This is a genomic window from Streptomyces sp. NBC_01546, from assembly GCF_045208355.1.
Taxonomy (GTDB): domain Bacteria; phylum Actinomycetota; class Actinomycetes; order Streptomycetales; family Streptomycetaceae; genus Streptomyces.
On the sequence record NZ_CP109379.1, the window covers coordinates 4,543,717 to 4,568,520 of the forward strand.

25 protein-coding genes are annotated in these 24,804 nt (G+C 71.9%); 10 read left to right on the forward strand and 15 right to left on the reverse strand.

All coding sequences use genetic code 11. The features are described from left to right. Positions 1-16 precede the first annotated feature (16 nt). The 5 genes from OHA89_RS20820 to OHA89_RS20840 are packed head-to-tail and all read right to left on the reverse strand — an operon-like array spanning position 17 to position 5,461. Complete coding sequence (locus OHA89_RS20820; protein ID WP_215147887.1) at positions 17-826, reverse strand: type III pantothenate kinase; 810 nt, start codon at positions 824-826, stop codon at positions 17-19. 3 nt (positions 827-829) lie between these two features. Then, positions 830-1,801 (reverse strand): carboxylating nicotinate-nucleotide diphosphorylase, encoded by a 972-nt coding sequence (nadC, locus tag OHA89_RS20825; protein WP_266609303.1) that lies wholly within the window; start codon positions 1,799-1,801, stop codon positions 830-832. 2 nt (positions 1,802-1,803) lie between these two features. Further along, positions 1,804-3,564: an L-aspartate oxidase gene (locus OHA89_RS20830; protein ID WP_266609304.1), complete on the reverse strand. Its 1,761-nt coding sequence runs from the start codon at positions 3,562-3,564 to the stop codon at positions 1,804-1,806. Further along, entirely contained in the window at positions 3,561-4,553 is a 993-nt protein-coding gene (gene panC, locus OHA89_RS20835; RefSeq protein ID WP_257555676.1) for a pantoate--beta-alanine ligase, read from the reverse strand. Before panC ends, OHA89_RS20830 begins: the two co-directional genes overlap by 4 nt. Continuing rightward, positions 4,550-5,461, reverse strand: coding sequence for a Rossmann-like and DUF2520 domain-containing protein (locus OHA89_RS20840; RefSeq protein ID WP_266609305.1), 912 nt, complete (start codon positions 5,459-5,461; stop codon positions 4,550-4,552). Before OHA89_RS20840 ends, panC begins: the two co-directional genes overlap by 4 nt. A 99-nt stretch (positions 5,462-5,560) precedes the next feature. Here OHA89_RS20840 and OHA89_RS20845 point away from each other — a divergent pair, with 99 nt between their 5' ends. The 7 genes from OHA89_RS20845 to OHA89_RS20875 all read left to right on the forward strand — a co-directional run bounded on the left by OHA89_RS20845 (position 5,561) and on the right by OHA89_RS20875 (position 9,727). After that, positions 5,561-6,727: a low specificity L-threonine aldolase gene (locus OHA89_RS20845; RefSeq protein WP_266609306.1), complete on the forward strand. Its 1,167-nt coding sequence runs from the start codon at positions 5,561-5,563 to the stop codon at positions 6,725-6,727. A 322-nt stretch (positions 6,728-7,049) separates the two neighbouring features. Then, positions 7,050-7,238 (forward strand): DUF397 domain-containing protein, encoded by a 189-nt coding sequence (locus OHA89_RS20850; protein ID WP_266609307.1) that lies wholly within the window; start codon positions 7,050-7,052, stop codon positions 7,236-7,238. A gap of 67 nt (positions 7,239-7,305) precedes the next feature. Beyond that, the gene (locus tag OHA89_RS20855; protein WP_215147873.1) at positions 7,306-7,902 is read left to right on the forward strand and encodes a hypothetical protein; all 597 of its coding nucleotides are present in this window, start codon (positions 7,306-7,308) and stop codon (positions 7,900-7,902) included. A gap of 14 nt (positions 7,903-7,916) precedes the next feature. Further along, positions 7,917-8,084, forward strand: coding sequence for a hypothetical protein (locus OHA89_RS20860; protein WP_215147871.1), 168 nt, complete (start codon positions 7,917-7,919; stop codon positions 8,082-8,084). A 108-nt stretch (positions 8,085-8,192) separates the two neighbouring features. Then, a complete protein-coding gene (locus OHA89_RS20865; RefSeq protein ID WP_266609309.1) occupies positions 8,193-8,681 on the forward strand; it encodes a BlaI/MecI/CopY family transcriptional regulator in 489 nt (162 codons plus the stop codon). Positions 8,682-8,692: 11 nt separating this feature from the next. Then, complete coding sequence (locus OHA89_RS20870) at positions 8,693-9,223, forward strand: amino-acid N-acetyltransferase (RefSeq protein WP_215147867.1); 531 nt, start codon at positions 8,693-8,695, stop codon at positions 9,221-9,223. Positions 9,224-9,388: 165 nt separating this feature from the next. Next, positions 9,389-9,727 carry an Lsr2 family protein gene (locus OHA89_RS20875; protein ID WP_215147865.1) on the forward strand — a complete coding sequence of 113 codons (339 nt, stop codon included), beginning with the start codon at positions 9,389-9,391 and terminating at the stop codon, positions 9,725-9,727. Here OHA89_RS20875 and OHA89_RS20880 read toward each other — a convergent pair. Continuing rightward, positions 9,706-10,293 carry an SCO3374 family protein gene (locus OHA89_RS20880; RefSeq protein WP_266609310.1) on the reverse strand — a complete coding sequence of 196 codons (588 nt, stop codon included), beginning with the start codon at positions 10,291-10,293 and terminating at the stop codon, positions 9,706-9,708. The two genes, OHA89_RS20875 and OHA89_RS20880, sit on opposite strands and share 22 nt — an antisense overlap. A 462-nt stretch (positions 10,294-10,755) precedes the next feature. Between OHA89_RS20880 and OHA89_RS20885 the strand changes: the two genes are divergently transcribed. Both OHA89_RS20885 and OHA89_RS20890 read left to right on the forward strand, forming a co-directional pair. Further along, entirely contained in the window at positions 10,756-13,281 is a 2,526-nt protein-coding gene (locus OHA89_RS20885; protein ID WP_215147861.1) for an ATP-dependent Clp protease ATP-binding subunit, read from the forward strand. Positions 13,282-13,820: 539 nt separating this feature from the next. Beyond that, entirely contained in the window at positions 13,821-14,483 is a 663-nt protein-coding gene (locus OHA89_RS20890; protein WP_406366820.1) for a M23 family metallopeptidase, read from the forward strand. 22 nt (positions 14,484-14,505) lie between these two features. Here OHA89_RS20890 and OHA89_RS20895 read toward each other — a convergent pair whose 3' ends face one another. The 7 genes from OHA89_RS20895 to OHA89_RS20925 all read right to left on the reverse strand — a co-directional run bounded on the left by OHA89_RS20895 (position 14,506) and on the right by OHA89_RS20925 (position 20,865). After that, entirely contained in the window at positions 14,506-15,711 is a 1,206-nt protein-coding gene (locus OHA89_RS20895) for a LamG-like jellyroll fold domain-containing protein (protein WP_266609312.1), read from the reverse strand. A 70-nt stretch (positions 15,712-15,781) separates the two neighbouring features. Further along, entirely contained in the window at positions 15,782-17,098 is a 1,317-nt protein-coding gene (gene cseC / locus OHA89_RS20900; protein WP_215147855.1) for a two-component system sensor histidine kinase CseC, read from the reverse strand. Continuing rightward, positions 17,095-17,808, reverse strand: a complete 714-nt coding sequence (gene cseB / locus OHA89_RS20905) for a two-component system response regulator CseB (protein ID WP_266609313.1) — start codon at positions 17,806-17,808, stop codon at positions 17,095-17,097. Before cseB ends, cseC begins: the two co-directional genes overlap by 4 nt. A gap of 67 nt (positions 17,809-17,875) precedes the next feature. Next, a complete protein-coding gene (locus tag OHA89_RS20910; protein WP_215147920.1) occupies positions 17,876-18,517 on the reverse strand; it encodes a hypothetical protein in 642 nt (213 codons plus the stop codon). Positions 18,518-18,555: 38 nt separating this feature from the next. Beyond that, positions 18,556-19,116, reverse strand: coding sequence for a SigE family RNA polymerase sigma factor (locus OHA89_RS20915; protein WP_215147851.1), 561 nt, complete (start codon positions 19,114-19,116; stop codon positions 18,556-18,558). Between the two features lie 195 nt (positions 19,117-19,311). Then, positions 19,312-20,214, reverse strand: a complete 903-nt coding sequence (locus OHA89_RS20920) for an A/G-specific adenine glycosylase (protein WP_263862069.1) — start codon at positions 20,212-20,214, stop codon at positions 19,312-19,314. A 42-nt stretch (positions 20,215-20,256) separates the two neighbouring features. Next, positions 20,257-20,865 (reverse strand): phosphatase PAP2 family protein, encoded by a 609-nt coding sequence (locus tag OHA89_RS20925; RefSeq protein WP_266609314.1) that lies wholly within the window; start codon positions 20,863-20,865, stop codon positions 20,257-20,259. Positions 20,866-21,024: 159 nt separating this feature from the next. Between OHA89_RS20925 and OHA89_RS20930 the strand changes: the two genes are divergently transcribed. Beyond that, positions 21,025-21,819 carry a hypothetical protein gene (locus OHA89_RS20930; protein ID WP_257555685.1) on the forward strand — a complete coding sequence of 265 codons (795 nt, stop codon included), beginning with the start codon at positions 21,025-21,027 and terminating at the stop codon, positions 21,817-21,819. Positions 21,820-22,024: 205 nt separating this feature from the next. Here the strand turns inward: OHA89_RS20930 and disA are convergent, their stop codons facing one another. Together disA and radA are read right to left on the reverse strand one after the other, a co-directional pair. Further along, a complete protein-coding gene (gene disA / locus OHA89_RS20935; protein ID WP_215147836.1) occupies positions 22,025-23,149 on the reverse strand; it encodes a DNA integrity scanning diadenylate cyclase DisA in 1,125 nt (374 codons plus the stop codon). Between the two features lie 138 nt (positions 23,150-23,287). Next, on the reverse strand, positions 23,288-24,688 hold the full coding sequence (gene radA / locus OHA89_RS20940; RefSeq protein WP_257555686.1) for a DNA repair protein RadA: 1,401 nt from the start codon (positions 24,686-24,688) through the stop codon (positions 23,288-23,290). Positions 24,689-24,804: the final 116 nt, after the last annotated feature.

The window sequence follows — 24,804 nt, forward strand, 5'->3', positions numbered from 1 at the left end:
CCGTACGCCCGTCCCCCTACTCGAAGTTGGGGGCGTTGCGCTCGTACACCAGGCGCAGGCCGATCAGCGTCAGCCACGGCTCGTGGTCGTCGATCACCGAGGACTCGCCCAGCACCATCGGGGCCAGCCCGCCGGTGGCGATGACCCGGACGTCGTCCGGGTCGCCGTTCGGGCCGGCCAGCTCCTTGGCCATCCGGGTCACGACCCCGTCGACCTGGCCCGCGAAGCCGTACACCACGCCCGACTGCATCGCCTCGACCGTCGACTTGCCGATCACGTTGCGCGGGCGGGCCAGCTCGATCTTCCGCAGCTGGGCGCCTCGTACGCCGAGGGCCTCCATCGAGATCTCGATGCCCGGGGAGATCACCCCGCCCACGTACTCGCCCTTCGTGGACACCGCGTCGAAGGTGGTGGCCGTACCGAAGTCGACCACGATCGCCGGGCCCCCGTAGAGCTCGACCGCCGCGACCGCGTTGATGATGCGGTCCGCGCCGACCTCCTTCGGGTTGTCCATGAGGATCGGCACGCCCGTCTTGATCCCGGGCTCCACCAGCACCGCCGGCACGTCGCCGTAGTAGCGGCGGGTGACCTCGCGCAGCTCGTGCAGGACCGACGGCACCGTCGAGCAGATCGCGATGCCGTGGATCCCGTCGCCCAGCTCGCTGCCGAGCATCGGGTGCATGCCCATCAGGCCCTGCATCAGCACGGCCATCTCGTCGGCCGTGCGGCGCGGGTCGGTCGAGATGCGCCAGTGCTCGACGATCTCGTCACCGTCGAACAGGCCCAGGACCGTATGGGTGTTGCCTACGTCGATGGTGAGGAGCACGGGTTACACCGCCTCGCGCAGATCGAGGCCGATGTCCAGGATCGGGGAGGAGTGGGTCAGCCCGCCGACGGCCAGGTAGTCCACCCCGGTCTCCGCGTACGCCCGGGCGGTGTCCAGGGTCAGGCGGCCCGAGGACTCCAGCACGGCGCGGCCGGCGACCAGGGCCACGGCCTCGGCGGTCTGCGCGACCGTGAAGTTGTCCAGCAGGATCAGGTCGGCGCCGGCCTCCAGGACCTCGCCGATCTGCTCCATCGTGTCGACCTCGACCTCGATCGGGACCTCCGGGAAGGCCTCCCGTACGGCCTTGAAGGCCTGCGCGACGCCGCCCGCGGCCACCACGTGGTTGTCCTTGACGAGCGCGGCGTCCGACAGCGACATGCGGTGGTTGACGCCGCCGCCGCAGCGCACCGCGTACTTCTCCAGCGCGCGCAGCCCCGGCGTGGTCTTGCGGGTGTCGCGGACCTTCGCCGAGGTGCCCTCCAGCACGTCCGCCCAGCGGCGGGTGGCGGTCGCGATGCCCGACAGGCGGCACAGGATGTTCAGCGCGCTGCGCTCCGCCGTGAGCAGGTCGCGGGTGCGCGAGCGTACGGACAGCAGCACCTGCCCGGCCTTGACGGTGTCGCCGTCCTCCGCGTGCCGCTCCACCTCGAAGGCCTCCGTGCAGACCACGGAGAACACGGCCTCGGCGATGCGCAGTCCGGCCACGACGCCGTCCTCGCGCGCGACGAAGTCGGCCACGGCCTCCGCGTCCTCGGGCACCGTGGCGACGGTGGTGACGTCCACCCCGCCGTCCAGGTCCTCGGAGAGCGCCATGTGGGCGATGTCCTCGACCTCGACGGGGTCCAGCCCGGCGTCCTCCAGCAGCTGGGCCAGCGCCGGGTCCAGGCCGGTCTCCTCGCCGTCACCGCAGGCGCAGTCGTCGCCGCAGCCGCCGTCGTTCTGGTCGATCAGGGGAAGTTCGTCGGGGGTGCTCACGGTCACTGCTCCAGGCTCTGGGTGCTGAGGGGTACGTGCACGGACGGGAAGTCCGCGGAGTCGGTGGGGGTGACGACCAGCGCCCGCTTCTCGGTCGCCGACAGCCGGACGACCAGATGGCGGCGCCAGGCGGCATCGTCCCGGTCCGGATGGTCCTCGCGCCAGTGGCAGCCGCGGGTCTCCACGCGCCGCTGCGCGGCGGCGACCAGCACCCGGGCCACGCACAGCAGGTTCGTGGCCTCCCAGGTGTCCACCCCCGGTTCGGCGGTCTTGCCGTGCGCTTCGAGGTTGTTCAAGGCGGTCGCGTACAGGCCCTCGAGGGCCTCGGCGGCCGTACGCAGCGACTCGGCCGAGCGCAGCACGCCCGCGCCGTCCGTCATGATCCGCTGGATCTCGTGCCGCGCCTCGGCGGGCTGCAGCGGGCCGGTCGCGGGTACCGGTATGCCGGGGCCGTTGCCGGAGAGCGCCTGGGAGGCGATGTCGTCGGCGATGCGCTCGGCGAAGACCAGCCCCTCCAGCAGGGAGTTGGAGGCCAGCCGGTTCGCGCCGTGCACACCGGTGCAGGCGACCTCGCCGCACGCGTACAGGCCCGGGACGGTGGTGCGGCCCTGCAGGTCGGTCCGTACGCCGCCGGAGGCGTAGTGCGCGGCGGGCGCGACCGGGATCGGCTCGGTCACCGGGTCGATGCCGTGGGAGCGGCAGGCGGCGAGGATGGTCGGGAAGCGCTGCTCCCACATCTCGGCGCCGAAGTGCCGGGCGTCCAGGTACATGTGCTGCGCGCTCTGCTCCTGCATGCGCCGCATGATGCCCTTGGCGACGATGTCGCGGGGGGCCAGTTCGGCGAGCTCGTGCTGGCCGACCATGAAGCGCACCCCGTCCGCGTCGACGAGGTGGGCGCCCTCGCCACGGACCGCCTCCGAGACGAGGGGCTGCTGGCCCTCGGCGTCCGGGCCGAGGAAGAGCACCGTCGGGTGGAACTGCACGAACTCCAGGTCCGAGACCTCGGCCCCGGCGCGCAGTGCGAGCGCCACTCCGTCGCCCGTGGACACCGACGGGTTGGTGGTCGCGGAGAAGACCTGGCCCATGCCGCCGGTCGCGAGGATCACGGCGGGCGCGTGGACGGCGCCGACGCCGTCGTGCTGGCCCTCGCCCATGACGTGCAGCGTGACCCCGGCCGTACGGCCCCGCGCGTCCTGGAGCAGGTCCAGTACGAGGGCGTTCTCGACGGTACGGATCCCCGCGGCCTGCACGGCCTCGACGAGCGCCCGGGAGATCTCGGCCCCGGTGGCGTCGCCGCCCGCGTGCGCGATCCGGCGCCGGTGGTGGCCGCCCTCGCGGGTCAGTTCTATCTCCCCGGTCTCCGCGGAGGTGTCGAAGACGGCGCCCGTGGCCATCAACCGCCGTACCGCGTCCGGGCCTTCGGTGACGAGCAGCCGGACGGCCGCCTCGTCGCACAGGCCCGCGCCCGCGACCAGCGTGTCGTCCAGGTGCTGCTCGGGGGTGTCGCCCTCGCCGAGGGCCGCGGCGATGCCGCCCTGGGCCCAGCGGGTGGAGCCGTCGTCGAGCCGGGCCTTGGTGACCACGACCGTACGGCGGCCGGCGGCGGCGCAGCGCAGCGCCGCGGTCAGCCCCGCGACGCCGGAGCCGACGACCACGACGTCGGCGTCGACGGACCAGCCGGGGGCGGGCGCGTGCAGCCGTATGCCGGTGCCTGCGCCTGCGCCCGCGCCGTCCGACGGGAGGCCTCTGCCTGGGGTGCTCACGAGTGTGCTCCGAATTCCAGTGGGATGTTGTCGATCAGCCGGGTCGTGCCCACCTTCGCGGCGACGGCCAGCACGGCCTGCCCGGTGAACTCGGGCGCGGCATCGGTGAAGTCCTGCGGGTCCACCAGCGCCAGGTAGTCCAGTACGAGCGGCGGCTCGTGGCGGCCCGCCTCCACCAGGACGTGGTGCGCGGCGGCCCGTACGGCGTCCGGCAGCCCGGTGCCCGCCGCCGAGACGGCGTGCGCGTCGGCGGAGGCGCGGATCTCGCCGAGCTTGGCCAGCGCGCTGGCCCGCTCGTCGCTGGCCGGGCTGGCCTCGGCGCGGGCGCGCAGCGCCGCCTGCGCGGCGAGCCGGTCCTGCCCGGCGAACAGGGCGCGGGACAGGGCCAGGGCGGTGCGCCGCTCGGCGGGGGAGAGGTAGCGGTTGCGGGACGACAGCGCGAGCCCGTCCTCCTCGCGGACGGTCGGTACGCCGACCACCTCGACGGGGAAGTTCAGGTCGGTCACCATCCGCCGGATCAGGGCCAGTTGCTGCGCGTCCTTCTGGCCGAAGAGCGCCAGGTCGGGCCGGGTGAGGTGGAGCAGCTTCGCGACGACGGTCAGCATGCCGTCGAAGTGGCCGGGGCGGGTGGCCCCTTCGAGGCGCTCGCCCATGGGGCCGGCGCTGATCCGCACCTGGGGGTCGCCGCCCGGGTAGACCTCGTCGACGGCGGGGGCGAACACCGCGTCGGCGCCCGCTTCTTCGGCGATCAGCCGATCGGCGTCGAGGGTGCGGGGGTAGCGGTCGAGATCCTCGTTCGCCCCGAACTGCAGGGGGTTGACGAAGACGGTGACGACGACCTGGCCGCCCGGTCCGGCCTGCTCGCGGGCGGAGCGGATCAAGGTGGCGTGGCCCTCGTGCAGGGCGCCCATGGTCATCACCACGGCCCGGCGGCCGGTGCGCGGGAGCTGGTGCAGCTCCTCCGCGGTGTGCAGCAGCAGCCCGGTCACTGGTCGCTCCCGTCGGGATCGGTGTCCGCGAGGACACCGAGCAGGTCCTCGGCGAGCTCGGGCTTGAGCAGTCCGTGCGCGAGGGCCCGGTCGGCGGTGGTGCGGGCCATCGCCAGGTACCCGGCGACCGCGCCGGGCGCGTGCTTGCGCAGCTCCGAGACGTGCGCGGCGACCGTACCGGCGTCGCCGCGGGCCACCGGGCCGGTCAGGGCCGCGTCGCCGGAGCGCAGGGCGTTGTCGAGGGCGGCGCCGAGCAGCGGGCCGAGCATCCGGTCGGGGTGCTCGACCCCGGCCTTGCCCAGCAGCTCCATCGACTGGGCGACCAGGGTGACCAGGTGGTTCGCGCCGAGGGCGAGGGCCGCGTGGTAGAGCGGACGGTTCTCCTCCGCGATCCACTCGGGCTCCCCGCCCATCTCGATGACCAGGGCCTCGGCGGCGAGCCGCAGCTCGGCGGGGGCGGTGACGCCGAAGGAGCAGCCGGCCAGCCGCTGCACGTCGACCTCGGTGCCGGTGAAGGTCATCGCGGGGTGCAGGGCCAGCGGCAGCGCGCCCGCGCGGCGCGCCGGGTCGAGCACGGCGGTCCCGTACCGCCCGGAGGTGTGGACGAGGAGCTGCCCGGGCCGGATCGCACCGGTCTCGGCGAGGCCCTCGACCAGGGACGGCAGCGCGTCGTCCGGCACGGTGAGGAGGACCAGGTCGGCCTTCTCGAATACCTGTGCGGGCGTTACGAGGGGCACGTCGGGCAGCATCCGCGCGGCGCGGCGCACCGAGGCGTCGGAGACGCCGGACACGGCGACGGGCAGGTGCCCGGCGTGCTGGAGCGCGCGGGCCAGCGCGGGGCCGACCCGGCCGGCTCCGACGACGCCGATCGTCAGCCGGGCAGGGCGTGGCTGCTGTGATGGATTCACGCGGGGAGGGCCTTCCGTTCCAGTCCGCGGGGGGTACCGGACGATACGCCGCCATGCTAGCTCCTGGGCTCTTTGGCCGGTCGGCGATGATCGTGAGCCATGAGCGACGACAACGAGGTTGCAGAGCGGGAGAACGAGCTCGAGGACGAGCGCGCGGACGAGCGTGAGAAGCGGCAGGTGGCGGCCTGGCGGGCGGCGGAGCACAAACTGTCGCACTGCCTGCGCGAACCCACCGTGGCGGAGCTGCTGGCGCCGCTCGCCGAAGCCCCGTACGACATGGACCAGCCGGCCGACGTCTACGGGAACGGCGTGGTCGCCGAGCTGGAGCGGCGGGTCGCGCGGCTGCTGGGCACGGAGGACGCGGCGTTCTTCCCGAGCGGGACCATGGCGCAGCAGGTCGCGCTGCGCTGCTGGGCCGGGCGGACCGGGAACCCGGTGGTGGCGCTGCACCCGATGAGCCACCCCGAGCGGTGGGAGGGGGACGCCCTCTCGACGGTCTCCGGGCTCCGGGTGGTGCACCCGACGACGGAGGCCCGCCAGCCGTCGGCGGCGGAGGTCTCGGATCTCGCGGAGCCGTTCGGCACGCTGATGCTGGAGCTCCCGCTGCGGGACGCGGGCTTCGTCCTCCCCTCCTGGGAGGAGCTGGAGGCGCTGGCCGACGCGGCCCGGGAGCGGGAGGCGGTGGTCCACTTCGACGGGGCCCGGCTGTGGGAGTCCACGGTGCACTTCGGCCGCCCGCTGGCGGAGATCGCGGCGCTCGCCGACTCGGTGTACGTCTCGTTCTACAAGTCGCTCGGCGGCCTGAGCGGGGCGGCGCTGGCCGGGCCGCGGTCGTTCGTGGAGGAGACCCGGGTCTGGCGCCACCGGTACGGCGGCCAGATCTTCCGCCAGTTCCCGCAGGCCCTGGCCGCGCTGGCCGGGCTGGAACGGGAGCTGCCGCGGCTGCCCTCGTACGTGGCGCAGGCGCGGATGGTGGCCGGTGCGCTGGGCCCGGCCTTCGCGGCGGCCGGGATCCCGTGGTCCCGGATCCACCCGGAGCGGCCGCACACGCACCAGTTCCAGGTCTGGCTCCCGTACGACCCGGACCACCTGACGGAGGCGGCCCTGCGCACGGCGGAGGAGACGGGGCGCGTCCTGTTCCGCCGGTGGTCTGCGACGGGCGTCCCGGGCCTGGCGATGACCGAGGTCGAGGTCACGGAACCGGGCCTGTCCTGGACCCCGCCCGACGTCGCCGCGGCGGCGTCGGCCTTCGCGGCCCGCCTGTAGCCCAGGCCGAGCGCCGCTGTCGGGGGCTCCGCCCCCGAACCCCCGCGCCTCAAACGCCGGCGGGGGCTGGATTTTGGCTGATGCCTTCCGCCTGGCGCGGGCCGGATTGCCCGCAGGGCAATTTCAGCCCCGCCGGCGTTTGAGGCGCGGGTCCGGGCAGAGCCCGGTTTCGGGAAGGGGCGGGGTGGGGGCATCGCCCCGCGCAGCGGTACGCCCGACCCCGGCCGGGAACCGGCGAATCACCGAATTGCGTTAAAACCACCGGCACGGACCGGCCACGGGGATACCGTCCCCCCACTGGAACATCCCGCGAGGAGACACCATGACCGCTCAGCCCATGTGGCAGAAGTCCTCGTTCTGCGGCGAGGGAGAAGACGCCTGCGTCTACGTCTCCGCCGCCCCCGGCACCCTCGTGCGCGTCGCCGACCGGGCCGACCCCGCCCACCTCGTGCTCGCCACGACCCAGGCCGCCTGGACCGATTTCCTGGCCGCGGTCAAAGAGACCGGCTGAGGGAACCGCCGCGCCGCACCCGCACGCCCTCAGGGGATTTTGTCCGATTAGCGCGTATCTTCGGCCCATGCCCACGCCCTACGGATCCCGCGGCGGCATGGCGTTCAGTGCCGCTGAGCTGCACGTGCTCAGGCGCTCGCTCGCCCACGCCCTTCAGTCCTCCTCGGCCCCCCTCCAGGCCTCGGAGGTCCAGGACTGCCTGCGCCTCGCGCAGTCGGTGGACGACGTGGTCCAGGAGGCGGCCCGGCTCAGAGCCTTCCTGCTGGAGGATCTGGCCCGCTACCGGGGCGCACTGCCCGGCAGCCTCTCCGGGTACCTGGAGCTGCTCCAGGACGCCCTGGCCGCCGGGTACGAGCCGGCGCCCGACGACCTGGCCGCGCTGCGCGCCCTGCGGGCCAACCCGGTCGCCGCCGCGCTGCTGGACCGGGCCCAGGCCGTCGCGGAACGCTCCGTACGGCGGCGGCTGTCGACCGCCCCCGCGCCCCGGACCCGGCTGCTGGCCCTGGCCGGCGGCCGGGAGGAGCCGCGGCCGGGCCCGAAGCCGCAGCCCAAGGAACCGCCGCACCCCGAGCAGCCCCCGCGGCCGATCCCGACCCCGGGCGAGGTGTTTCCGCCGCGCCGCAAGCCCACTCCGCCCCCGGCGGAGGGACGGGCCGCCGGCTAGCTACGCTGAGGGGCATGGACTACGTTTCCGCGCTCGTGCCCCCCATCGTGATGGCCGCGTTCTTCATCGCTCTCGTCGTGACGATCGTGAAGAGCCAGGGCGGCGCCAACAAGGCCAAGGAGGACGCGGCGGTGGATGCCGTGATCGCCCGGGCCGAGGCCGCCCGGCAGCCCGGCAAGTAACCGACTCCTCCCGGGGTCCTCCGCCGAAGTCGGGGGGCCCCGGATTTTGTCGCGCGTTGCCGAGTGAATAGTCGGGCAATTACCCACAAGCCGCACTATCGTGCTGTTGTGCCTCGCCCCTTGGGAGAACTCGAAGACGCCGTCATGACGCGGGTGTGGCAGTGGAACCGCCCGGTCACCGTTCGGGAAGTGCTGGAAGACCTCCAGCAGGAACGGTCCATCGCGTACACCACGGTGATGACCGTTATGGACAATCTTCATCAGAAGGGCTGGGTCCGCCGGGAAGCGGAAGGCCGCGCCTATCGATATACGGCGGTCTCCACCCGCGCCGCATACTCGGCCGCACTGATGAACGAAGCGTGGTCGACGAGCGACAACCCCGCGGCCGCCCTCGTCGCCTTCTTCGGCATGATGTCCGCGGAACAGCGGGAAGCCCTCCGGGACGCCGTTCGGATCGTCCAGCACGACGACGAAGCGGCCGAAGCGGCCGAGGCCGCCGGAGCAGCCGGAGCGGCGGAGTCCGCCCCGGAGTCCGCCCCCGAGTCCGCGAACGCCGAAGGGGACTCCGCCGAGCGTACGGGGGGACCGGGGCGATAGCGTCCGGGGCCATGGGAGAGTTTTCCGCTGCACATGCAGAAACAGTGACGATCCGCCGTGCCCGCACCGGTGATGTTCCCGCGCTGCGCCGCCTGCTCGACCAGTACGTGCAACAGCGGATCCTGCTCGACAAAGCCCCGGTCGTCCTTTACGAGGACATCCAGGAGTTCTGGGTCGCGGAACGCGACTCCGACGGCCAGGTGGTCGGCTGCGGCGCTCTCCACGTGATGTGGGAAGACCTCGCCGAAGTCCGTACTCTCGCCGTCGACCGCGACCTGAAGGGCGCCGGCGTCGGTCATCTGGTGCTGGAGCAGTTGTTGCGGACGGCCCGCACGCTCGGGGTGAGCCGGGTTTTCTGTCTGACCTTCGAAGTGGACTTCTTCGCGAAGCACGGCTTCGTCGAGATCGGCGAGACCCCGGTCGAGACCGATGTCTACATGGAGCTCCTGCGTTCCTATGACGAGGGTGTCGCCGAGTTCCTCGGTCTCGAACGAGTGAAGCCGAACACCTTGGGCAACAGTCGGATGCTTCTGCACCTCTGATCGATGGCCCTGGCTTTTCCGGTGCTCCGTGCACCTGTGGCCTATGTCCGAATCGCGCACGTTTCCCGCCCTGTTGCGGTCTCGAACCTCTCCCCGGGGGTTTGTGTTTTCCAGGCAAAAGCGGTTTCCTTTCCGCGTACTGCTTTTCGATGAAAGGAAATCCCGGTGGCACAGAAGGTTCAGGTCCTTCTTGTCGACGACCTCGACGGTGGCGAGGCGGACGAGACGGTGACGTTCGCTCTGGATGGCAAGACCTACGAGATCGACCTCACCACCGCCAACGCTGAAAAGCTCCGCGGTCTGCTCGACCCGTACACCAAGGGCGGCCGCCGCACCGGTGGGCGCGCGACCACGGCCCGCGCCAAGGGCCGCGCCTCGGCCACGACCGGTAACCCGGACACCGCCGAGATCCGCGCGTGGGCGAAGGAGAACGGTTACAACGTGAACGACCGCGGCCGCGTACCGGCCGAGATCCGCGAGGCCTACGAGAAGGCCAAGGCCTGACCGCACGGAGTCGCACGGCGCCGGAGGCGCGCGCGGTGGCATTCCGTCGCCGCTGCCGCCACCAGGCGTACGAGATCGGGCCCGCGTGCGGGCCCGGCGCCCCGCCCGGGGAGACCCGGCAGGGCCGGCAGCAGTGCCTCACACCCCTGCTCGGGGGGCCGCAGCCACACGGCGGCCTCCCGAGGGCCAGGGGGCGGTCCCGGGGGAGCCGGGGCGGTGATCCGGCCACCCGCACCCAGGGCGGCGAGATCCAGGGCGACCCCGCCCCACTCCAGCCAGTCGAGCAGCCCGTCGAGCTCTTCTGCGCTCCCCGCGGCCACCAGGAACCGCATCCTGCGGCCCATGAGCGCCACCGGGCCCGTGTCGACAGGCCTGCGCAAGAGCGCCGCCCCCGCATCGGACGGCAGCTCCAGGACGTCGAACCGGGACCCCGTGACGAGCTGGACGGGCGGGCCGTCCGTCACCGGCCAGCCGAGCACCCGCTCGTACCAGGAGGCGTACGCGGCCTCCTCGGCCGGGACGCGGGGCAGCGGGACGGTGGGGGCTCCGACGGTGCTGAAGGCCATGCCCTGAGCAACTTCCCCGGCGCCCCCGGGTTACGGGCAGGGTGACACACCGCACGCGAACCAATGCGGAACGTAAACATCCGCGGGGGTGGCGTCCCACATTCGGGACGGAACTGTGTTCGCCCTTAGCGGAGGGAACCGGTGTCACCGGCATGGAGTGTCAGTCCTTACGGGTAAGACATTCCTAGTGGATCGGGGCGACACGCTGATTTGACCGGCTCCCGTTCGCCATCGGCGTACACGCATGACGGGTATCTGCCTGGCCTGCGGGAACATCGTCTCGCACCATCGGGTTGGAGCAGTTGTCGGCTGTTCGCGCCGGTTTTCCTCGCTGATGTGGGGGTGACCGCAGACGGATGTCGGCAGTTGGAATGAGCTGTCCCGCCCCGCGGGACTAGCATGCGGAAGGACAGGGCGGGGACCGACCCCGAACTGCCCGACCGCTCTGAGGAGCGATAAACGATGTTCGAGAGGTTCACCGACCGCGCGCGGCGGGTTGTCGTCCTGGCTCAGGAAGAAGCCCGGATGCTCAACCACAACTACATCGGCACCGAGCACATCCTCCTGGGCTTGATCCACGAGGGTGAGGGTGTCGCCGCTAAGGCCTTGGAGAGCCTCGGGATTTCGCTCGAGGCTGTTCGCCAGCAGGTTGAGGAGATCATCGGTCAGGGGCAGCAGGCCCCGTCCGGCCACATCCCCTTCACCCCGCGGGCGAAGAAGGTCCTGGAGCTTTCGCTCCGAGAGGCCCTCCAGCTCGGCCACAACTACATCGGCACCGAGCACATCCTGCTCGGCCTGATCCGCGAGGGCGAGGGCGTCGCCGCCCAGGTCCTCGTGAAGCTGGGCGCCGATCTCAACCGAGTCCGGCAGCAGGTCATCCAGCTGCTCTCCGGCTACACCGGCGGAGGCAAGGAGTCGGCCACGGCAGGCGGCCCGGCCGAGGGCACGCCCTCGACCTCGCTCGTCCTGGACCAGTTCGGCCGCAACCTCACCCAGGCAGCCCGCGAATCCAAGCTCGACCCGGTCATCGGGCGCGAGAAGGAGATCGAGCGGGTCATGCAGGTGCTGTCCCGCCGTACCAAGAACAACCCGGTCCTCATCGGCGAGCCCGGCGTCGGCAAGACCGCCGTCGTCGAGGGGCTGGCCCAGGCGATCGTCAAGGGCGAGGTCCCCGAGACCCTCAAGGACAAGCACCTCTACACGCTTGACCTCGGTGCCCTGGTCGCCGGTTCCCGCTACCGCGGTGACTTCGAGGAGCGCCTGAAGAAGGTGCTCAAGGAGATCCGCACCCGCGGCGACATCATCCTGTTCATCGACGAGCTCCACACCCTCGTGGGTGCGGGTGCCGCCGAGGGCGCGATCGACGCCGCCAGCATCCTCAAGCCCATGCTGGCCCGTGGTGAGCTCCAGACCATCGGTGCCACCACGCTGGACGAGTACCGCAAGCACCTCGAGAAGGACGCGGCCCTCGAGCGCCGCTTCCAGCCGATCCAGGTGGCGGAGCCTTCCCTCCCCCACACGATCGAGATTCTCAAGGGCCTGCGCGACCGTTACGAGGCCCACCACCGCGTCTCCATCACGGACGAGGCCCTCGTCCAGGCGGCGACGCTGGCGGACCGGTACATCTCGGACCGCTTCCTCCCGGACAAGGCGATCGACCTGATCGACGAGGCCGGCTCCCGGATGCGCATCCGCCGGATGACCGCGCCGCCGGACCTCCGCGAGTTCGACGAGAAGATCGCGGGCGTGCGCCGCGACAAGGAGTCGGCCATCGACTCCCAGGACTTCGAGAAGGCGGCCTCCCTCCGCGACAAGGAGAAGCAGCTCCTTGCCGGGAAGGCCAAGCGCGAGAAGGAATGGAAGGCCGGCGACATGGACGTCGTCGCCGAGGTCGACGGCGAGCTCATCGCCGAGGTCCTCGCGACCGCGACCGGCATTCCCGTCTTCAAGCTCACCGAGGAGGAGTCCTCGCGACTGCTCCGCATGGAGGACGAGCTCCACCGTCGGGTCATCGGCCAGAAGGACGCCATCAAGGCGCTCTCCCAGGCGATCCGCCGTACCCGTGCGGGTCTGAAGGACCCGAAGCGCCCGGGTGGCTCGTTCATCTTCGCCGGCCCGTCCGGTGTCGGTAAGACCGAGCTCTCGAAGACGCTCGCCGAATTCCTCTTCGGCGACGAGGACGCGCTGATCTCCCTCGACATGTCGGAGTTCAGCGAGAAGCACACGGTTTCCCGACTCTTCGGTTCGCCCCCCGGTTACGTGGGCTACGAAGAGGGCGGCCAGCTCACCGAGAAGGTGCGCCGGAAGCCGTTCTCTGTCGTCCTCTTCGACGAGGTCGAGAAGGCCCACCCGGATATCTTCAATTCCCTTCTCCAGATTCTGGAGGACGGTCGCCTGACCGACTCCCAGGGCCGGGTCGTGGACTTCAAGAACACGGTCATCATCATGACGACCAACCTGGGTACCCGGGACATCTCGAAGGGCTTCAACCTGGGCTTCGCGGCCCAGGGCGACACCAAGACCGGTTACGAGCGGATGAAGGCGAAGGTCAACGAAGAGCTCAAGCAGCACTTCCGGCCCGAGTTCCTCAACCGCGTCGACGACACGGTCGTCTTCCACCAGCTCACCGAGGAAGACATCATCCAGATCGTCGACCTGATGATCGCGAAGGTCGACGAGCGCCTGAAGGACCGCGACATGGGCATCGAGCTGAGCGGTGACGCGAAGCTCCTGCTCGCCAAGCGCGGCTACGACCCGATCATGGGTGCCCGGCCGCTGCGCCGGACCATCCAGCGCGAGATCGAGGACCTGCTGTCGGAGAAGATCCTCTTCGGCGAGCTGCGTCCCGGTCAGATCGTGGTCGTCGGCAAGGAGGGTGAGGGCGACGACGCCAAGTTCACCTTCCGCGGCGAGGAGAAGTCGGCCCTGCCGGACCTCCCCCCGATCGAGGCCACGGGCTCCGGCCCGGACCTGTCGAAGGGCGCCTAGCCCCTGGGGCAGGCAGCAGTACGAAGGGGCGGCCCGGAACCCAAAAGGTTCCGGGCCGCCCCTTTCTGCTCGTATGAGGCCTGGACAGCCCTCAGGCGTGGATCGCCGCCCGCCTCCTCGCCCGGTGGGAGCGGGCGCTCGCCCGGGGCCCGTAAGGCCTCCAGGACCCCCGAGGCCAGCCGGATCCCCAGCAGCGATGCGTCCACGACGCTGGCGCGTAGTGCGGGTTGCCTGCCGAAGGTCCCGGAACGGCCGGGCGGAGGCCCTGAGCCGGTGACAAGCCGCACAGGGCAAATCGGACCTACTAGGAGCTTTCGTAGATCCAAACGTCCGATTTGCCCTACGGCCGACCCAGTGGGGACAGGGTCAACAGGGCTGACATCCCCCACCGTATCTACGAGCTCCGGTAGTAATCGGGACGTTTGGGGATGTCAGGGGGCGCGGGTTACCAAGGTTGGGCAAGCCCGGCACACGGCTCAGCGTGCCGGGTCGCTTGATGCCCGAACCCGTCCTTGTTCCCGGCCCCGGAGGTCTTCTTCATGTCCGCGAAGCGCGTCATCACCCCTCGTACCCGTATTGCCGTCGGCGCAACCGCTCTCGGTGCGGCGCTGGCCCTCGGGGCCGGGACGACCGCCGCCTTCGCCGACACGACGCAGACCGCCCTGACCGGCACCGCCGAGCTGGTGGCCGAGCAGGCCGTGGCCCAGGCCGCCGACGCTGCCAAGACGGCGGCCGCCGCGAAGAAGGCGACCGCTGCGAAGAAGGCGACCGCTGCGAAGACCGGCCTGTGGGACAAGCCGGTCGCGAAGTACACGCTGTCCGCGACCTTCGGCAAGGGCGGCAGCATGTGGTCGCACAAGCACTCCGGCCAGGACTTCGCCGTCCCGACCGGCACCCCGGTCAAGGCCGCGGGCGTCGGCACCGTCGTGAAGGCCGGCCCCAACGGCGGCGGCGACGGCCCCGCGTACGGCAACGCCATCGTGATCAAGCACGCGAACAACACGTACTCGCAGTACGCGCACCTCTCGAGGATCCAGGTCAAGATCGGCCAGAAGGTCTCCGCCGGCAAGCAGATCGCGCTGTCCGGCAACACCGGAAACTCCAGCGGCCCGCACCTGCACTTCGAGATCCGGACCACCCCGAACTACGGCTCGGCCGTCAACCCGGTGGCCTTCCTGCGCACCGTCGGCGTCACCATCTGACCTTCCGGTCTCCGGACAGGACCTACGTGAGCAGCCAGGAGTGCGACGGCTTCGTCGTCGCACCCAGCTTGCCCTCCTTGTACGCGGCCGCCTGCTCCGGCGAGAACGCCGACTCGTAGATCCGGATGTTGTGCATGGCCCCCTGCCACGCGCCGGTCCAGATGTTGTGGTGCCGGGAGCGGCCCAGCTGCAGCGGGCCGGGAGCCTGCCAGATGCCCGGCACCGCGGCCTCTCCCGCCTTCTTGCCGTCCACGTAGAGGGCGATGGTCTTCTTCTCCGCGTCGTACGAGCCCATCAGCATGGTGGGGGTCTTGACCATGTTGAGCCCCTCGGCGACGACGGTCTGCGTGGTCGCCGCAGCGCCCTTGTCACCGGTCTGCACGCGGAAGATCCATGCCTGCTTGCCGTTCACCTCGTTGATGCCGAGCTCGAATGAGAACGACTCGCCGTCGCCCTGGCTCACCGCGATCCGCGAGCCCTTGGCGGCCGAGTTGTAGAGGCGGGCCGTGACGGTGAAGCTCTTGGACACGTCCACGGCCTGCTCCGAGGCCTGCGCGTAGGAGTTCGCCGTCCCCTTCGAGACGATCTGGAACCGCTTGCCCACCGGTCCGACCGTTGTGTCGGAGCCCAGCCGGATGCCGATCTTCCCGTTGCTGTCGCGCAGCAGCGTCGGGTCACCCTCGACGGTGGCGGAGTACGGCGCCGGCGACTTCGACCCCGAGGGGTCGCCCGGTGAGGCGGACGCGGACGCCGAGGGGTCGTCGCCCCCGTTCTGCGGGTCGTCACCGTCGCGGCCCAGCAGGAAGAACGTTCCGCCACCGGCCAGCAGCGCGAGTACGGTCACCCCGCCGCCCAGCATCCACAGCCGCTTCTTGCGCCGCTCGGCCGCGGAGCGGTCGGCCATGGCCTCCCAGTCCGGCTGATCGCCGCCCGGCGCCCCCGGTATGCCCGGCTGGGCCGCCGGTGACCACGGCGCCTGCTGCTCGCCGGGGTCCTGCCGGTAGGGGTCGGGCTGGTACGGGTTCGGCTGCCCGGGCTGCGGGTAGCCGTAGCCGCCGCCGTCCTGCGCGGGCTGCCCGGGCGGGAAGCCGTACCCGCCCTGGGCGGGCTGCCCGGGCGGGAAGCCGTAGCCGCCCTGCGCGGGAGGTCCCGGCGGGAACCCGTAGCCACCACTCCCCGGGGCGGGCTCGGGCTGCGGGTTGCTCTGGGGATTCGTGCCGTCGGTCATGTCACGGATGCTAAGTCACGGACCAGTCGGACCGTACGGCCCGGTACCGATCCGGACACCGGGACAGCCCTTAGCCGTGCGGCAGCTTGATCACCGGGAAGCTGCCCGTCGCCGTCGGCGCGTGCTCCGGCAGCCACAGCACCGCCACCGCGCCCGCCGCCGCGCCCTCGCGGTCCGAGCCGCCCGGAGCGGCCACGTTGCGGAAGGTCAGCCGGGCTCCGAGCACCCGCGCCTGCCCCTCCGCGATGGTCAGCCCCAGCCCGTGCCCCACGCCCGCGCGGTCCGTAGACCCGGTCCGGAACCGGCTCGGCCCCTCGCGCAGCAGTGCCTCCGGGAAGCCCGGCCCGTGGTCCCGGATCCGCACGACCCGGCCCTCCACGTCGACCTGGACCGGCGGCCGCCCGTACCGCGCAGCATTGGCCAGCAGGTTTCCCAGGATCCGCTCGAGGCGCCGCGGGTCGGTGCTGACGATCTCGTCCGCCACGACCCGTACCGACGCCTCCGGCATCAGCGCCGTCACCCGCCGGCTCACGAACTCGCCCAGCGCCACGTCCTGGAGCTCCGCCCGCTCGGACGCGCTGTCCAGCCGGGCCACCTCCAGCACGTCCTCGACCAGCACGCGCATCGCCTGCGCCCGGTCCCGTACGAGCTCGGTCGGCCGGCCCGGAGGCAGCAGCTCCGCCGCCGTCAGCAGGCCCGTCACCGGCGTCCGCAGCTCGTGCGCGATGTCCGCGGTCACCCGCCGCTCGGCCTCCAGCCGCTGCTGGAGGGCGTCGGCCATGGCGTCCACGGCCCGGGCGAGGTCGTCCGTCTCGTCCCGTACGACGCCCCCGACCGCGTCTCGCACCCGTACCTCGGGATCGCCGTGCGCCACCCGCTGCGCGGCCGCCGCGGCCTTGCGCAGCCGGCGCGAGATCTGACCGCCGATGAGCACGCCCAGTGCCGAGCCGCCGACCACAACGGCCACGGAGCCGACGACCAGCGCCCGGTCCAGGTCGCGCACCATGTTGGCGCTCTCCCGGAACTGCGTGTGCAGCGAGAGCACCTGCCCGTTCTCGAGCGGCACCGCGGCCCACACCTCCGGCGCCCCCTTGTGGGTCTCCTGGACGTACGTGCCGCGCCGCCCGGAGCGCGCCTTCTCCCGCAGCGGGGTGGGGAGGTCGGGGTCGTTGAGCTTGGCGCCCATGGGCGGCTTGCGCCCGGCTTCGGCGTTGCGGGAGATGAACTGCACGCGGTCGAGCTGCACCTCGCGGGCGCTCTCCAGCATCGACACCCGGGCAGCGCTGTGCACCACCAGGCTCAGCGCGAGCGCCGTGAGGGCGCCCACGGCGGCGATGGCGATGGTGATCTTCCAGCGGATCCCCGTGCGGAGGGTGAACCGTCTCATGCCTTGAGCTTGTATCCGAAGCCTCGGACCGTTTCGATCCGGTCCTGTCCGATCTTGGTGCGCAGCCGCTGGACGTGGACGTCGACGACGCGGGTGTCGCCGCCCCAGTCGTAGTCCCAGACCCGCTCCAGCAGCCGGTCGCGCGACAGTACGGTGCCGGGCGCGGAGGAGAACTCCAGCAGCAGCCGCATCTCGGTCGGGGTCAGCGCCACGGCCGCGCCCGCCTTGCGCACCTCCATGCCCTCGGTGTCGACCTCCAGGTCGCCGAAGGAGAGCACCCCGCGCTCGCCGTCCTGGCCCTCGTCGGAGGAGCCCGGGCCGCCGTTCTGGAGCCCGCCGGCGTGGCCGAAGCGGCGCAGCACCGCGCGGATCCGGGCGACGAGCACGGAGCCGTCGAACGGCTTGGTGACGTAGTCGTCGGCCCCCGCCTCCAGGCCCAGCACCACGTCGATGGAGTCGGCGCGCGCCGACAGCATGATCACCGGGACGGTGGACTCGTCGCGGATGCGACGGCACAGGCTCACGCCGTCCATGCCGGGGACCATCACGTCGAGCAGGGCGATGTCGGGGCGGTTCGCCCGGAAGGACTCCAGGCCGGACAGGCCGTCGGGCATGGCGGTGACCACGAACCCGTCGCGTTCCAGCGCCAGGGTCGTGGCCTCACGGATGACGTCGTCGTCCTCCACGAACAGGACATGGGTCTCGGCCATGCGGAAGCCTCGCCTCGGTTCTTCGGTTCTTCGGTACTCGGTTCTGCGGCAGTCGGGTCTTCCAGGGTCACTGTTTCTGGGTCACGGCCGGAGCGGGCTGGCTCCCGCCGTCGACCACGTTGCTGTAATCGGAGTGCACCCGGTCCTGCTCGGTGAACTTCTCCCCGTCCCAGCGGTACGTGATCACGTCCTCGCCCGACGGATAGGCGAGCGCGTCGCTCTTCCCGTAGACCTGCTTCGTGACCACCAGATCGCCCCGGTCGATCTCCGCGTAGACGGGCGGCTGCTCGTCCGAGAAGACATTCTCGTACGTCGCGCCGTCCGCGCGGTACACGTACGAACCGCGCCCCAGGGCGTCGGCACAGGACAGGACGTTGACCACGATGTCGACGACCGGGCTGCCGGTGACCTTCCCGTAGCTCACGTCCACCGGGTACTCCTTGCCCGTGCAGGGCTTGAGGTCCCGCTTGATCTCGGCGCTGACCTTGGGGTCCGCCTTCAGAAGCGCCACCGGGTCGACCTTGTTCAGCGGTTTGCCGGAAGCGGCTCCGGACGCCTCGGAGAAGCCCTCGGACGAGGAAGCCGACGGGGCGGTCTTGGCCACCGGGTCGGTCCGCGCGGGGCCGCCGTCGCGCAGGCCGGTGCCGCCCGTGGCGCAACCGACCGCGAACACGGCTGTGCCGACGAGGACGACCGTCCCCGCCGACATCAGGACCAGCGAACGTCTGCCGGTCAGTCCTTGGCCATTCAGGCCGCGCACCGCTCACGCCCCTCGTACCGGATGGTGTGGTCACCGCGTTCCAGCGCGCGCATGTCCAGGTCCCGGCTCTCCAGTTCCTGCCGCAGGCGGGCCAGCGCGCGATGCAGAGTGCTCTTCACGGTACCCGCCGACATGCCCAGTGCGGCGGCCGTCTCATCGGTGCTCATCTGCTCCCAGTGTCGCAGCACGACCACGCTGCGCTGTTTGGGCGCGAGCACCTTGAGGATGTCCATGAGCAGGGCGCGGTCGGCGCGCTGGTCGGAGCCGTCCTCGACGGAGGCGTCGGGGAGCTGTTCGGTGGGGACCTCTTCGAGCTTGCGGGCGCGCCACCACTCGGTACGGGTGTTGATCATGACGCGGCGGAGGTAGGCGTCGGCCAGGGACTTGTCGGCGATGCCGTCCCAGCGGCCGTAGGTGCGGACGAGGGCGGTCTGCAGGAGGTCCTGCGCGTCGGTGGGGTCCGGAACCAGGCGCCGGGCGCTGCGCAGCAGCGCGTCCTGCCGAGTGCGTACGTACTCTTCGAATTCGAGTACCTCGCCGTGCGCCATCTCAGACCGCCTCCGTTCCGTGCAACCGCTCGTCCGCTGCCTTACGGATCCGAAGGTACGGAGGGGTTGTCACGGGCCTGTGCGGGCCAGCCTTCGGTGGGCGCACGGACACCCATAGGTTGTGTAACAGCCCCCGTGAGCTGGGGTTTCGCGGTTGAAAGCGGAATCATCGACTCAACTTCGAGCCGGCCCCGGTCAGGTCTGCGGGAGCCGGTACAGGCTTCCCTCCAGCGGTTCCACCAGCCCGTCGGAGACCAGCCCGTCGAGCGCCCGGGCGCGCTGCACCGGCTCCTCCCAGACCGTGTCGAGCACGGCCTGCGGAACCGGTCCCACCGCCTCCCGGAGCACGGCGAGCAGCCGGCCCCGGACCTGACGGTCGGTCCCGGCGTACGTCTGCCCGCGCCGCGGCGGCCCCTCGTGCGCCGGCTTCCCGGCGAGCCGCCACGCGCACAGCCCGGCCACCGGGCAGCGGGCACAGTCGGGCTTCTTGGCGGTGCACACCAGCGCGCCGAGCTCCATCGAGGCCGCCGCCCAGCGGGCCGCGGTGTCCTCGTCCGCGGGCAGCAGGGCCCGGGCCAGGCGCCGTTCGGCGGCGGTGGTGGCGTTCGGCGGGTACTCGACCCCGGTGGCGGTGCGCGCGAAGACCCGCCGGACATTGGTGTCGAGCACGGCGTGCCGCTGCCCGTACGCGAAGGAGGCCACGGCCGCCGCGGTGTACTCGCCGATCCCGGGCAGGGCCAGGAGCTGTGCGTGTTCCCGCGGTACGTCGCCCCCGTGCCGCTCCGTTATCGCCACGGCCGCGCCGTGCAGCCGCAACGCCCGACGCGGGTAGCCGAGCCGCCCCCACGCCCGTACGGCCTCGCCGGGGGCCTCGGCGGCCAGGTCGGCGGGGCGGGGCCACCGGGCGAGCCACTGCTCGTACACCGGCAGGACACGGCTGACGGGGGTCTGCTGGAGCATGAACTCGCTGACCATGACCCCCCAGGGGCCGGCCTCGGGGCGGCGCCAGGGCAGGTCGCGGGCGTGCTCGTCGAACCACGCGATGACGGGGGAGTGCAGTGCGTGGGACTCGGGGGAGGAAACGGAGGATGCAGTCATGGCAGACGGCATCCTGGCACGTTTCGGGCCGAAGGGGGTGTCCTACCGCGCGGGGCCGGGGCCGGTGAACCAGACAACCGCCCGTACCCCGCTGGCCCGCATGGCGGCGACGATCCCGCCGACCGGACCCGCGAGCGCCAGGACGAAGAGGGCGGCCAGCGAACCGCCCAGCAGCAGGCCCATCGCCACGTCGTGCGGGTAGTGGACGCCGACGAAGACGCGGGAGAAGGCCATCAGCAGCGCGAGCGGGACGGTCAGCAGCGCGAGGCGGCGTACGGCCATGGCCAGCGCGACGGCGGCGGCGCCCGCCAGGGCGGAGTGGTTGCTGGGGAAGGACCAGTCGCCGCTCGCCGGGCACGTGACGAGCGAGGCCGCGGCCCCGGCGACGGCGCGGCAGGGCCGTTCCTCGTCCACGGTGGACTTCACGAGCTCCGAGGCGACGTACGCGACGGCGGTGGCCACCGGGGCGAGGACGGCGAGCGCGACGGTCCGGGGACCTGACTGCCCGCGCGAGCGCCACCAGACGGCCAGGAAGAGAACTCCGAAGAGCAGCAGCCCGTACTTCGTCCAGGCCTCGAACGCCGACTGCACCCAGGTGGGTGTGGAGTGGGCGAAATCGGTTATGTCGAGGTAGAGGCCTGTGCTGTCCATGGTCACCGACGGTACTCAAACCGGAATGACGCCCGCGTCAGACTCCTGGCCGATTCTCGGCGTCCCGGGTGCGCCCGCAGGATGATCATCGGCAGAACAAACCTGCCGCGCGGCATGGGGGGCGCCGATCGGGCCGCGGACTCTCGTAAAGTTCCGTCCGTGGGATCTCTGCGCAATCCGGTCGGGCCGCTCCCCTCCTCCATCTACTGGCGACGGAGGGCTGTGCTGGCGTCCGTCGTCGCGCTCCTCGCGCTCCTCGCCGTATGGACCGTCAGTTCCGGCGGGGGGAAGTCGAGTACGAACGGCAAGGGCCAAGGCCACCCGGACCCCCTCGCCTCGATCACCCCGGGCCCGGCGGGCACGGGGCCGGCGATCAGTCAGGCCCCGGGCGGACGCGCGGAGTCGGGCGGCAGTGGCACGGGCTCCGAGGGCGGAGGTTCCGCGGGCACGGGCAAGAACGGCGAACCGGGCGGCGGTACGGGTACCGGCGGCGCGGCCGGCGCGGGCCCGGGTGGCGGCGCGGCCCCCGTCCCGGCGGACCCGGCCCTGCCCACGTGCGCGCCGACGGCGCTGCAGTGGGAGGTCAAGAGCGTGAAGAACGAGTACGAGGCGAACGAGAAGCCCCGCCTCGAACTCGTCGCCCGCAACATCGCCGGCACCACGTGCAAGGTCGACCTCGGTCCGAAGCAGGCGGTCCTGAGCATCCTTCAGGCGACGAGCGGCAAGGCGGTGTGGTCCTCGGCGGACTGCCCGACGGGGCCGGGCAGCGCGTTCTTCCGCCTTCCCGCGCAGGGGGAGACGAAGCAGTCGCTCGAGTGGGACCGGAAGTTCAGCGCGGCCGACCAGTGCCAGTCGCCTCCGGCGGGGGCTGCGGGTCCGGACACGTACGTGGTCGAGGTCAAGTCCCCCGGCATGCCGGTGGCCCGGACCTCGTTCGTCCTGAAGCAGAACTAGCCCCGCGGCGCCGCTGCCGGGGGCCAGCCCCCGGACCCCCACGCCTCAAACGCCGGCGGGGCTGGATTTGGCTGGCGCAGGCCAGGAAGTGCGCGCCGCGCCATCGTGATCTCGGCGGGCTGGGTTGCCGCGCAGCGGCAATTCCAGCCTCGCCGGCGTTTGAGGCGCGGGGTCTGGGACGGAGCCCCAGCAGTGGACCCGCAGGTCAGACGTAGCGCTCGAGGATCGAGGACTCCGCCAGGCGGGACAGGCCCTCGCGGACGCTGCGGGCGCGCGCCTCGCCGACGCCGTCGACCGTCTGGAGGTCGTCCACCGACGCCGCCAGCAGCTTCTGCAGGCCCCCGAAGTGCTCCACGAGCCGCTCGATGATGGCCCCCGGCAGCCGGGGAACCTTCGCCAGCAGCCGGTACCCGCGGGGCGACACCGCCGAGTCCAGGGTCTCCGGGGACCCGGTGTAACCCAGTGCCTTCGCCACGATCGCCAGTTCCAGCAGCTCCGGATGCGTCAGCGCGTCCAGCGCCGGCAGCGCCTCCTCCACCGTGCGGGAACGCTTCGCCGTCGGCTCTGGCACGTAGTCCCGGATCACCAGCTCCCGCTCCTGCTCGATGCCGACCGTCAGCTCGTCCAGCTGGAGCGACAGCAGCCGCCCGTCCGTACCCAGTTCGACGACGTACTCGGCGATCTCGGTCGCGATCCGGCGGACCATTTCCAGCCGCTGCGCGACCGCGGTCACGTCGCGGACCGTGACCAGGTCCTCGATCTCCAGCGCCGACAGCGTGCCCGCGACCTCGTCGAGGCGCAGCTTGTACCGCTCCAGCGTGGCCAGCGCCTGGTTCGCCCGCGACAGGATCGCCCCGGACTCCTCCAGGACCCGCCGCTCCCCGTCCACGTACAGCGCGATCAGCCGCATCGACTGAGAGACCGACACCACCGGGAAGCCGCACTGCTTGGACACGCGGTCCGCCGTACGGTGCCGCGTTCCGGTCTCCTCCGTCGGGATCGACGCGTCCGGCACCAGCTGCACGCCGGCCCGCAGGATCTTGGTGATGTCCTTGTCCAGGATGAGCGCGCCGTCGAGCTTGCACAGCTCGCGCAGCCGGGTCGCCGTGAACTCCACGTCCAGGACGAACCCGCCGGTGCACATCGCTTCGACGCTCTTGTCCATGCCGAGGACGATGAGCCCGCCGGTGTTGCCGCGGACGATCCGTTCCAGGCCGTCACGCAGCGGCTGACCAGGTGCGACCGCGCTCAGCGAGGCGCGCATCATGGCCTCCTGCTTGGAGCTCGCGCCCGACTTGCCGGATGCTGCTGCCCCGTCCTTGGCTGCCACTGCACTCCTCCGGTCGCGGGTTGCGCCGCCTGCGTACGGCCGGGCGGACCATCCAGAAGTCTACCGGCGCGCGCTGCGGCCCCGCCGTGGCTTGTCCGGGTACGCCCCGCGCCGACCCCGTACGGACCCTCTGACCAGCTACTCCTTGGCCGCCGCACGGGACCGCCCGCGCGGCAGGACCCGCAGGGCGTCGCCCATGTCGGCGACCTCGGTCACCTTCATCCCGGCCGGTACCTTGCCCGGATCCGACGGCACCAGGGCGTGCGTGAAACCGAGCCGGTGCGCCTCCGCGAGCCGCCGCTGTACGCCGGTCACCCGGCGCACCTCGCCGGCCAGGCCGACCTCCCCGATGGCCACGAGGTTCTTCGGGAGCGGGACGTCGCTGGCGGCGGAGGCGAGGGCCAGGGCGATGGCCAGGTCGGCGGCCGGCTCGGTCAGCTTCACCCCGCCCACGGTGGCGCTGTAGATGTCCCGCTTGCCCAGCGCGGTGATCCGGCCGCGCTGCTCCAGCACCGCCAGCATCATCGAGACGCGCGAGGTCTCCAGGCCCGACGTGGTGCGCCGGGGGGAGGGGATCTGCGAGTCCACGGTCAGCGCCTGCACCTCGGCGACCAGCGGGCGCTTGCCCTCCAGGGTCACCGTCAGGCAGGTCCCGGGCACGGCCTCGGCGCGCCGGGTCAGGAACAGCCCGCTCGGGTCGGCGAGCCCGGTGATCCCCTCGTCGTGCAACTCGAAGCAGCCCACCTCGTCGGTGGCCCCGTACCGGTTCTTGACGCCGCGCACGAGCCGCAGCCGGGCGTGCCGGTCGCCCTCGAAGCTCAGCACCACGTCGACGAGGTGTTCCAGGAGGCGGGGCCCGGCGATGGCCCCGTCCTTGGTCACGTGGCCGACGAGCAGGGTGGACATCCCGCGCTCCTTGGAGGCGCGGATCAGGGCCCCGGCGACCTCGCGGACCTGGGCCATGCCGCCGGGCGCGCCGTCGATCTCGGGGGAGGCGACGGTCTGTACGGAGTCCAGGATGAGGAGGGAGGGCTTCACCGCGTCCAGGTGCCCGAGCACGGCCGAGAGGTCGGTCTCGGCCGCCAGGTAGAGGTGGTCGCTCAGCGCGTTGATCCGGTCGGCGCGCAGCCGCACCTGGCTCGCCGACTCCTCGCCCGTGACGTACAGCGTGCGGTGCTCGTCGCTGGCCGCCTTCGCCGCGACGTCGAGCAGCAGCGTCGACTTCCCGACGCCGGGCTCCCCGGCGAGCAGCACCACGGCGCCGGGCACGAGCCCGCCGCCGAGGACCCGGTCCAGCTCGTCCACGCCGGTGCTGCGCGCGGTCGCCGTCCGGCCGTCGACCTGCGCGATCGGCACCGCGGCGGTCGACACCCGGCCTGCGGCGGTGGTCCGCACGGCGGGTGCGCCCATCTCCTCGACGGTGCCCCACGCCTGGCACTCGGGACACCGCCCGAGCCACTTCGCGGTCGTCCAGCCGCACTCGGTACAGCGGTAGGACGGCCGGTCCTTGGCGGATGAACGAGCAGTGCGGGCAGCCATGCCGCTCACGGTAGCCGCCCGCACTGACAGCGCCGCACCGGTGCCCGCACCGGCGCCGGCAGCGCCGCTGACAACACCGCGGTCAGCGCCGCACCGATCTGTTCACCCGTAAGGGC

Excerpts from the sequence above, each read along its gene's own strand:
- OHA89_RS20890 (WP_406366820.1), top strand. The coding sequence starts at position 13,821 with ATGTCCGCGAAGCGCGTCATCACCCCTCGTACCCGTATTGCCGTCGGC.
- OHA89_RS20925 (WP_266609314.1), bottom strand. The coding sequence starts at position 20,865 with ATGGACAGCACAGGCCTCTACCTCGACATAACCGATTTCGCCCACTCC.
- OHA89_RS20845 (WP_266609306.1), top strand. The coding sequence starts at position 5,561 with ATGAGCGACGACAACGAGGTTGCAGAGCGGGAGAACGAGCTCGAGGAC.
- cseB (WP_266609313.1), bottom strand. The coding sequence starts at position 17,808 with ATGGCCGAGACCCATGTCCTGTTCGTGGAGGACGACGACGTCATCCGT.
- OHA89_RS20895 (WP_266609312.1), bottom strand. The coding sequence starts at position 15,711 with ATGACCGACGGCACGAATCCCCAGAGCAACCCGCAGCCCGAGCCCGCC.
- OHA89_RS20870 (WP_215147867.1), top strand. The coding sequence starts at position 8,693 with ATGGGAGAGTTTTCCGCTGCACATGCAGAAACAGTGACGATCCGCCGT.
- OHA89_RS20920 (WP_263862069.1), bottom strand. The coding sequence starts at position 20,214 with ATGACTGCATCCTCCGTTTCCTCCCCCGAGTCCCACGCACTGCACTCC.
- OHA89_RS20850 (WP_266609307.1), top strand. The coding sequence starts at position 7,050 with ATGACCGCTCAGCCCATGTGGCAGAAGTCCTCGTTCTGCGGCGAGGGA.
- radA (WP_257555686.1), bottom strand. The coding sequence starts at position 24,688 with ATGGCTGCCCGCACTGCTCGTTCATCCGCCAAGGACCGGCCGTCCTAC.
- OHA89_RS20880 (WP_266609310.1), bottom strand. The coding sequence starts at position 10,293 with ATGGCCTTCAGCACCGTCGGAGCCCCCACCGTCCCGCTGCCCCGCGTC.
- OHA89_RS20885 (WP_215147861.1), top strand. The coding sequence starts at position 10,756 with ATGTTCGAGAGGTTCACCGACCGCGCGCGGCGGGTTGTCGTCCTGGCT.
- OHA89_RS20910 (WP_215147920.1), bottom strand. The coding sequence starts at position 18,517 with ATGTCGGCGGGGACGGTCGTCCTCGTCGGCACAGCCGTGTTCGCGGTC.
- OHA89_RS20915 (WP_215147851.1), bottom strand. The coding sequence starts at position 19,116 with ATGGCGCACGGCGAGGTACTCGAATTCGAAGAGTACGTACGCACTCGG.
- OHA89_RS20860 (WP_215147871.1), top strand. The coding sequence starts at position 7,917 with ATGGACTACGTTTCCGCGCTCGTGCCCCCCATCGTGATGGCCGCGTTC.
- OHA89_RS20855 (WP_215147873.1), top strand. The coding sequence starts at position 7,306 with ATGCCCACGCCCTACGGATCCCGCGGCGGCATGGCGTTCAGTGCCGCT.
- cseC (WP_215147855.1), bottom strand. The coding sequence starts at position 17,098 with ATGAGACGGTTCACCCTCCGCACGGGGATCCGCTGGAAGATCACCATC.